Genomic DNA, 8,235 nt, shown 5'->3' on the forward strand with positions numbered 1-8,235 from the left:
TATTTACGGCGTCTTTACGATCTGCCTGTTTTCACCGTTAATGGCACTTTGTCATTAACCTCAAGGCTCCTGTTCGGGAGCCTTGTTTTTGATACTTATTTCAGTCATGAAGCCCTGTTATCATTACGCCAGAATTTGTTTCACGAATGCTTTGATTTCTTCAACCTGACAGTTATCGAAGAAACACTGCTGGAAACGTTCACCACTCACGGCGGTTTTCACCAATTCTGGGTCGATAGCCCGCAGTGTATCCAGATAGTTTTCTTTTACTACAGCTGCTTTCACTTGGTTCAAAATACCCGCGTTGCGCACTTGTGGCTCTTTACGATCCAATGGGTAGCCTTCGCCTTTCACGCCGGTGAAAGCTTTCTCAAAGATGTAACGCACATTCAGTTCAGCACCCCAGCCAAAACCTTTGGCGAATGGCAGTGACAGTGCATTACCGTTGTTAATCTGAGCAAACAGGAAAGCATCCGCTGGATCGATGCAATAACCGCACACTACACCTGGGTGAATGTTCAATGACATCATCGCACCCTGCCCAGTACCGCAGCCAGTAACGACGAAATCAACTGCTTTAGCGTTCAGCAGGATGCTGGCCATAATCCCCAGATGGATATAAGTCAGATGATGGTCATTCTCATCACTCATACCTACGTTGTATACCGGGTACGCTTTTTCTGAGGCTACAGCGTTCAGCTCTTTCAGAATGATTGCGTTTTTACCCGCTTGGCTGTTTTCCATCATCAGTGCGATTTTCATTTATTATCTCCGTTGCGCCAACGAGCTTCAGCCCATTGGGTGTGATAGTTAGACTTGACTGTGCAGACCATAGCAACTTGGAAACAAAATTTCAATTTTAATGAAAGGATGTTTTATAAATGTCACACTTCGGGATTTAACATAGCTCGCCAGAATGGAAGTTTAGGCAGAAAACGACATAATGACTCAAGGAGTAACTCGCCCTTTTAGCTGTTTGAAGCCGCGCAACTCACTTGCGCAGCCTTAGTGCTATTAGTGATGCAACATCTCGTGAACAATATCGTCTTTATCTAACGCTATCGGGTAAAAGGTTGGCCAGTTATCCATTTCTTTCAGCAACTTCTCTTGCGATTCATTACCCATATAAACATGAAAATGATGGGATTTCTGTGGCTCAATGATATGGTCACTGAATTGGACATATTTCGGGGCTTTGGAACTGGCATCTTTGCATTCATATAAATAGCGCACCCCTTTCTTTCCTGAATCATAGTGCATTATTTTAAAGCCAGAGTAGCTGTATTGGCAGGAGTTAACCGCTTCTGAGGTATGGAAATCAATAGTATTGTTCTCGATACCAATCATCGTGATATCAGTCGCATAGCCTTTTTTATAATATTCTCGGTACTCCTCAATGGTTTTATTTTTGTTCTTTTTGGCTTTATCTGCCAGCACCGGATCCAGAGCACCCTGTAACAGATAGGGATTAATCGATTGCCACACACCATCCCAATCACCGAGTGGCCGGTCTTTAACGTCTTTATCTGCAAAGATACCTTCACTTGCGTTGCGTGCTACTTCAGTTTGTTGATGCTCATGGCTATGTTTGCCATGAGCAAATGAATTTAAACTGGTCAAGGACACGCAAACACTAAGTGCAACGATGGATAGGTGGTGCAATTTCTTTGGCATGAACAACTCCTATTGATTGATTTAAATGTAATGTTATATTATTACATAACCATCAATCAACAGGTTTTTATCCCTTATTAACTAACGCAGTTACGGCTTCTGGCTGCTGTACAAAGCTAATAACAGACTTGTTAAATAATCAAAATGATGGGTATTTATCGTTCGGGAAATAAATTAACCCATAATAGACAGCTATCAGGAAGTAGTGGCTGTAATTGACCACCTTTAATGGCTGGTAACCACCAACATCCTTGCGAAGCACTAAGTTCATGCGTTTCTGTGTGGCTGATAAGCCATTTCCCCTTTACGACATAAACTAATCCACCATGTGAGGCTGGAAGTTCTTGCGCTGAATTAACAGATGTTACGCTAGCCTGCCAACAACCTCGCCGGGTCATGATATTAAAATCCTGACTACTTCCCCCCAGCAAATGTGCATAGATAGGTATATCGCCGGGAAAAGCAAAAGACTGCAATGGGGTCGAAAGGGTATGAGCCTCCCACTCGGGGCTGGAGAGCACTACCCCTTCACCTGTGAGCAATGTAATTGAACGATCAATATCGGGGAATACTGAAAATGGACCGTCTTGTTCAATCGTCGCAATGCTGGCACGCCAGGCAAAGTCATCCCCCCCGACGGGCCAACATGCAATTTCACGGGTTTCACCACCACCATTTCGCCAGCGACTAACCGGTAAACTGGCAAAATCAAAAACGGTAAAGCTCATCAGACCTCCTGTTGACAAGCTTTTAGTACCGCCAGAAAAGCCTGCGCAGTTTGCTGTTGCATCGGATGATATCTATCCACTATTACCGCGTTGCCCGCCACATAAACATCCCGAATTTGCGATTTATCCCCCGCAAATAACCATCGATTCAATAAAGAAGCAGATTCTGTGCCACCAATATAAGGATCATCGCCATCCAAAACTAACCAATCGGCACGATAACCTTCGGCTATCTGACCAATATTGCTGCCGCAAGCTTGCTGTCCCCCAGCTAAAGCTTGGGTATAAAGTAAATCGGCAACCGCTGGATACTGTTCATTAGTCAGGCGATTACGACGCTGATCTCGCAAGCGCTGCCCATACTCCAGCCAACGTAACTCCTCCACTACATTCAGAGAAACATGGCTATCGGAGCCTATTCCCCAGCGGCCATGATGCTGTAAATAATCTACTGCCGGGAAAATACCATCTCCCAAATTGGCTTCCGTTGTTGGGCATAATCCTGCTACAGCCTGACTTTTAGCCAATCGAACAAGTTCTGACTCATCCAAATGCGTGGCATGAACCAGGCACCAACGACTGTCAACGGGCACGTGATCGTACAACCACGCCACGGGCCGTTGCCCACTCCAGGCAAGACAATCGTTAACCTCTTTTTGCTGCTCGGCAATATGAATATGCACTGGCAACTGTTTATCCGATGCCTGCAATATCTCCTGCATTTGACTTAACTCAACAGCGCGCAATGAATGAAAGCATATACCTTGATTTTGTAGGGGCTGATTCGCCAGTTGTTGAGTGATAACTTGCTGCTGCTTAAGATAGCTTTCTGTGTTTTGAATAAAACGACGCTGCCCCTGTTGAGCCGGTTGGCCACCGAATCCCGCGTAACTGTATAGCACCGGTAATAAAGTCATCCCTATTCCGACCTCTTGCGCCGCCTGACTTAGGTGTAATGTCATCTCCCCCGGATCACTGTATGGGTTACCGTCAGGGCTGTGGTGCAAATAATGGAACTCTGCGACTTGGGTATAGCCACCTTTTAACATTTCGATATATAACTGACGAGCAATCACACCGACATGTTCTGGTGTCAATCGCTGGACTAACCGATACATCAAATCTCGCCATGTCCAAAAACTGTCCTGCGGGTTACCAGCAATCTCAGCTAATCCAGACATCATGCGCTGGAAAGCATGGGAATGCAGATTAGGCATGCCGGGCACTATCGGCCCCGAGAGAATTTGGCAATCCATATCACTGCTGCCCGTCATAATGCGCTGAATGTTGCCCTGTTCATTGACAGTTATCTGTACGTCATTCGCCCATCCATCAGGTAAGAAAGCACGTTTGGTAAAATAAACTGGCATAGCGATATCCCAATATTTTGTTCAGAGTCAAACGCGCTGAGCAGCAGCTGCGTCAATTAATTAAATCACTAACTTGTATATACATATACACACGCTAAATTCAACCGTAGACTTAGCGTATATTTTCTTATCTGACGAGGTTAACGTCGTGGCGGAACAGCAAACGACCTTACAATTAAGTCCCGCAATGGACGATACCCCTGCCCCTATTTATCAACGCGTTAAGTTGGCTATCATTCGCCAGATTAGAACTGGGGTCTGGCAGCCCCATCAACGTGTACCATCAGAGAGTGAGCTAGTTACCGAGTTAGGGGTCAGTCGTATGACCATTAACCGGGCGTTACGTGAACTCACCAGTGAAGGCTTTTTGATCCGCATGCAAGGCGTAGGAACCTTTGTTGCTGAAGCAAAGGCGCACAGTGCCTTACTTGAAGTTCATAATATTGCTGACGAAATCACTGCGCGTGGTCATCGCCATAGTAGTAAGATTTTGCAGTTAGAGGCGCGGCCAGCAAGTTCTGAAGAGGCGATTGCTTTAGGCATTCAGCCCGGCCAGCAACTGTTCTATTCGCAAATTGTTCATTACGAGAATGATGTTCCCATTCAGGTCGAAAATCGCTGCGTCAATCCCAGCACCGCGCCCGATTATATGAAGCAGGATTTCAACCAAATCACCCCTTACAGTTACCTCACCCAAGCCGCCCCGCTAACTGAAGGTGAACATATTGTCGAAGCCGTTATCCCAAACCCCCTTGAGCGGCAGTTACTGCAATTAGACGATCATGAACCCTGTCTACTGATTCGCCGTAGAACCTGGTATGGAAAAGCAATAGTGACCGCTGCTCAACTGCTTTATCCCGGCTCCCGCTATCAACTCTATGGTCGTTTTACCCCACAAGGTACCGTCACGTCCTGATCAATTTTATTTCTCTGCGAGAAGTGCGAAGTGTTACGCAATTGTTTAAATCCCTATCTTGCCGATAGTGAATTTATGCGTTAGGTTGTCCATGATTGTATATACAACTTAATTTTGTACGTCTTAGGGAGTCAGATGGTGTCAACAATTCACTGCGACAGTTTATGGCACGGTGCCGATATCGTGACCATGCGTGGAGGGAAGTATCACCTGATCCCGCAAGGGGCGATGGCGGTGACTGACGGTAAAATAGTCTGGATCGGGCCATATAATGAATTACCCAGACTCAGTGCTTCACGCGAGATCACCTACTCGGGTGGCCTTATCACCCCTGGATTAATTGATTGCCATACCCATTTGGTGTTTGGTGGTGATCGAAGTGCCGAATTCGAACAACGTCTTAATGGTGTGAGTTATGCAGAAATTGCCGCCAATGGCGGCGGTATCGTGTCAACAGTCAGAGCAACACGAAGCACCAGTGAGCAACAATTACTGGAACAAGCTTTATTTCGTCTAAAGCCATTACTTGCTGAAGGAGTAACCTGTATTGAAATTAAATCGGGTTATGGCCTCAGCCTTGAGAGTGAAATGAAAATGCTCCGCGTGGCGCGCCAGTTAGGTGAATTATTGCCTGTCACAGTCAAAACGGCCTGCCTGGCTGCCCATGCATTGCCACCCGAATTTGCTGGTCGGGCTGATGATTACATTGATTTCGTTTGCAACAGCATTATTCCCCAGGTTGCAAAAGAAAAGCTCGCTGATGCTGTTGATGCTTTTTGTGAACATCTGGCGTTTTCACCTGCACAAGTTGAGCGTGTATTCTTAGCGGCACAACAAGCTGGTTTACCGGTAAAACTGCATGCTGAACAACTATCTTCACTCAATGGCAGCACGCTGGCTGCCAAATTTAATGCCATGTCAGCCGATCACCTTGAATACGCAACGGAATCAGATGTTAGAGCAATGGCAGATGCGGGTACGGTCGCTGTATTGTTGCCGGGGGCTTATTACTTATTGCGAGAAACGCAATGCCCTCCAATTGAACTATTTCGTCAATATAACGTGCCGATGGCATTAGCCAGTGATGCCAATCCGGGAACATCACCAGCACTCTCACTACGGCTGATGCTCAATATGGCATGCACCTTGTTCCGTATGACTCCGGAAGAAGCACTCGCAGGTGTCACTTGCCATGCGGCTCAAGCTCTGGGGTTGCAAGAAACGCAAGGAACACTGGAAACAGGTAAATTGGCAAACTGGGTGCATTGGCCATTGGCGCGCCCAGCGGAACTGGCATACTGGCTCGGCGGCCAATTACCTGTATCTGTTGTTTTCCAAGGAGATGCTCGCCCATGAATCTGGTAGATCCGTTGAGTTTCCAGACTGGGAAACTGCCTTTGCTTATCAGCATCCCCCATGCGGGTACACGGCTGACCCCCGCCGTTGAGGCTGGCCTGACAGAAGCCGCCCGACCTCTTTCAGATACCGACTGGCATATTCCTCGTCTCTATGATTTCGCCCATAATATTGGCGTCAGCATGGTTATCGGTAATTATTCCCGCTTAGTGGTTGATCTGAACCGTCCTGAAGATGATCAGCCGCTATATACCACCGCAACTACCGGTTTGTTCCCGGAAACGCTGTTCGATGGCCGCCCCTGTTTTGTGCCAGGCAAAACGCCCTCTCCTCAGGAGCGTCAATCCTACTTGTTACACATTTGGCGGCCTTACCACCAGCAAATTCAACTCGAATTGATACGACTTAAAGCCAAATTCGGTTATGCATTGCTGCTTGATGCCCATTCAATTGCCTCAGTTATTCCGAGGTTGTTTGATGGGCGACTGCCAGATTTGAATTTTGGGACCAATAGTGGAGCCAGTTGTGCACTATCGCTAAGCACGCAATTGATAGCGTGTTGCGAACAGCAATCTGCATTTAGTCATATATTAAATGGCCGCTTTAAAGGTGGTTATATAACTAGAGCATATGGTTCACCACAGAGCCATCAACACGCAGTACAACTTGAGTTATCACAGTTAAACTATATGTCTGAGGCTGAACCCTATTCTTATCTGCCAGAACGTGCTGCTCACTTACAACAGCTACTCCAGCAGTTGGTTAATACAATGCTGAAGTGGGGTGAACAACAATATCAGCGCTAATTTTTCGTAATACTTTCTTATCCAACGTTTAATAATTTTAAATGCAAAAAAGGCAGGGATAACCCCCGCCTTTTTTATTCACCTATTTCCGACACAGAAAAGGGTAATATTTACTAAATTAACTTAGAAACGATAAGTCAGGTTAACCGCAACAGTATCGTCGGTACTCAGACCCAGCGGGTTGTTTTCATCCAGCAAGTTAATTTGGTAGTCAACATAGGTAAACATGTTTTTATTGATGTAGTAAGTCACACCAATTTCGGCATATTTCAGCAAGTCAGCACTGCCGACTGCATCCAGGTCTTTACCTTTAGACTGAACATAAGCGATAGATGGGCGAATGCCATTTTCGAATTGATATTGAGCAACCAATTCTACGTTCTGGGTTTTGTTCGCGATCAGTGCCTTGTATGGTGTCATATTCAGCGTTTCGCCGTACATAGCTGCGATGTAAACCTGGTTTGCATCATATTTCAGCGCAGTAGCCCAAGCTTGAGCTTTATCACCGGTAGCACTGTTAGCCAGATTTTTCTGACCCAAGGTACGGTTAGAGTTGGAGTATGCTGCTACGAAACCAACGCCGCTGCCTTCGATGTCTTGATAATCAACAGACAAACCGTAACCGTCGCCGTTAGCTTTCTGAATTGCGCGCTCATTCTTGGTGGTATCACCATCATCATTGCGGCCCTGATACTGAGCAGCAACATTCAGGCCTTTTACCAGACCGAAGAAGTCAGAGTTACGGTAAGTTGCCAGACCGGTTGAACGGCCAGTCATGTAGTTATCAGTGTATGCGATTGAGTCGCCACCAAACTCTGGCAACATGTCGGTATAAGCCAGTGCGTCATACACTACGCCATAGTTACGGCCATAATCGAAAGAGCCAAATTCAGCAAATTTCAAACCGGCAAAACCTAAACGGGTTTTATTGCCTTTATCACCCTGAGATTCAGCATTGCTTGCCGCAACGTTATATTCCCACTGGCCGTAACCGGTCAGTTGGCTATTAATTTGGGTTTCACCCTTAAAGCCAAAACGTACATAGGTTGCATCTGAATTATTATGATTTGTAAAAAGGTATTTAGCGGCTACGCGGCCATAAAGATCCAACTTGTTGCCATCTTTATTATAAATTTCTGCTGCGTTTGAGAGAGTAGGAACCATACTCAAGGTGACCGCTAAGGCCAGCACACTGCGCTTCATCATTATTTTTCCTTTAAATTTTAATAAAGTTAACCCGCGGACTAAATTAGTTATTTAGCCTCATAAAAGTTAACTTTTAATTTTTTATAGTTACCTGTCTTTGTAAAGCGAAGAGACATTATCACTAAGCACGAAAAGTTAAAACGGTAAAACTGAAGATATATAGGTATAAACAGGTAATC

The 8,235-nt window shown here is 45.7% G+C and carries 8 protein-coding genes; 3 read left to right on the forward strand and 5 right to left on the reverse strand.

Features of this window, described 5'->3' with window-relative positions; genetic code table 11:
- Positions 1-123: 123 nt before the first annotated feature.
- The 4 genes from HU019_RS08865 to HU019_RS08880 all read right to left on the reverse strand — a co-directional run bounded on the left by HU019_RS08865 (position 124) and on the right by HU019_RS08880 (position 3,772).
- Positions 124-762: an RpiB/LacA/LacB family sugar-phosphate isomerase gene (locus HU019_RS08865; RefSeq protein WP_005166458.1), complete on the reverse strand. Its 639-nt coding sequence runs from the start codon at positions 760-762 to the stop codon at positions 124-126.
- Between the two features lie 252 nt (positions 763-1,014).
- Complete coding sequence (gene zinT, locus HU019_RS08870; protein WP_174849352.1) at positions 1,015-1,674, reverse strand: metal-binding protein ZinT; 660 nt, start codon at positions 1,672-1,674, stop codon at positions 1,015-1,017.
- Positions 1,675-1,829: 155 nt separating this feature from the next.
- The gene (locus HU019_RS08875) at positions 1,830-2,402 is read right to left on the reverse strand and encodes a HutD/Ves family protein (RefSeq protein ID WP_174849351.1); all 573 of its coding nucleotides are present in this window, start codon (positions 2,400-2,402) and stop codon (positions 1,830-1,832) included.
- Positions 2,402-3,772, reverse strand: a complete 1,371-nt coding sequence (locus HU019_RS08880) for a formimidoylglutamate deiminase (RefSeq protein ID WP_174849350.1) — start codon at positions 3,770-3,772, stop codon at positions 2,402-2,404. Before HU019_RS08880 ends, HU019_RS08875 begins: the two co-directional genes overlap by 1 nt.
- 148 nt (positions 3,773-3,920) lie before the next feature.
- Here HU019_RS08880 and hutC point away from each other — a divergent pair, with 148 nt between their 5' ends.
- From hutC to hutG, 3 genes are all read left to right on the forward strand, one after another.
- Positions 3,921-4,688 carry a histidine utilization repressor gene (hutC, locus tag HU019_RS08885; RefSeq protein WP_174849349.1) on the forward strand — a complete coding sequence of 256 codons (768 nt, stop codon included), beginning with the start codon at positions 3,921-3,923 and terminating at the stop codon, positions 4,686-4,688.
- Positions 4,689-4,823: 135 nt separating this feature from the next.
- Positions 4,824-6,044 (forward strand): imidazolonepropionase, encoded by a 1,221-nt coding sequence (hutI, locus tag HU019_RS08890; protein ID WP_174849348.1) that lies wholly within the window; start codon positions 4,824-4,826, stop codon positions 6,042-6,044.
- Positions 6,041-6,850 carry an N-formylglutamate deformylase gene (hutG, locus tag HU019_RS08895; protein WP_174849347.1) on the forward strand — a complete coding sequence of 270 codons (810 nt, stop codon included), beginning with the start codon at positions 6,041-6,043 and terminating at the stop codon, positions 6,848-6,850. Before hutI ends, hutG begins: the two co-directional genes overlap by 4 nt.
- Before the next feature lie 123 nt (positions 6,851-6,973).
- On the opposite strand, the gene HU019_RS08900 is transcribed toward hutG, so the two are convergent.
- Entirely contained in the window at positions 6,974-8,056 is a 1,083-nt protein-coding gene (locus tag HU019_RS08900; protein WP_320407047.1) for a porin, read from the reverse strand.
- Between the last annotated feature and the right edge of the window lie 179 nt (positions 8,057-8,235).

Source organism: Yersinia artesiana (genome assembly GCF_902726545.1).
In the GTDB taxonomy this organism is placed as follows: domain Bacteria; phylum Pseudomonadota; class Gammaproteobacteria; order Enterobacterales; family Enterobacteriaceae; genus Yersinia; species Yersinia artesiana.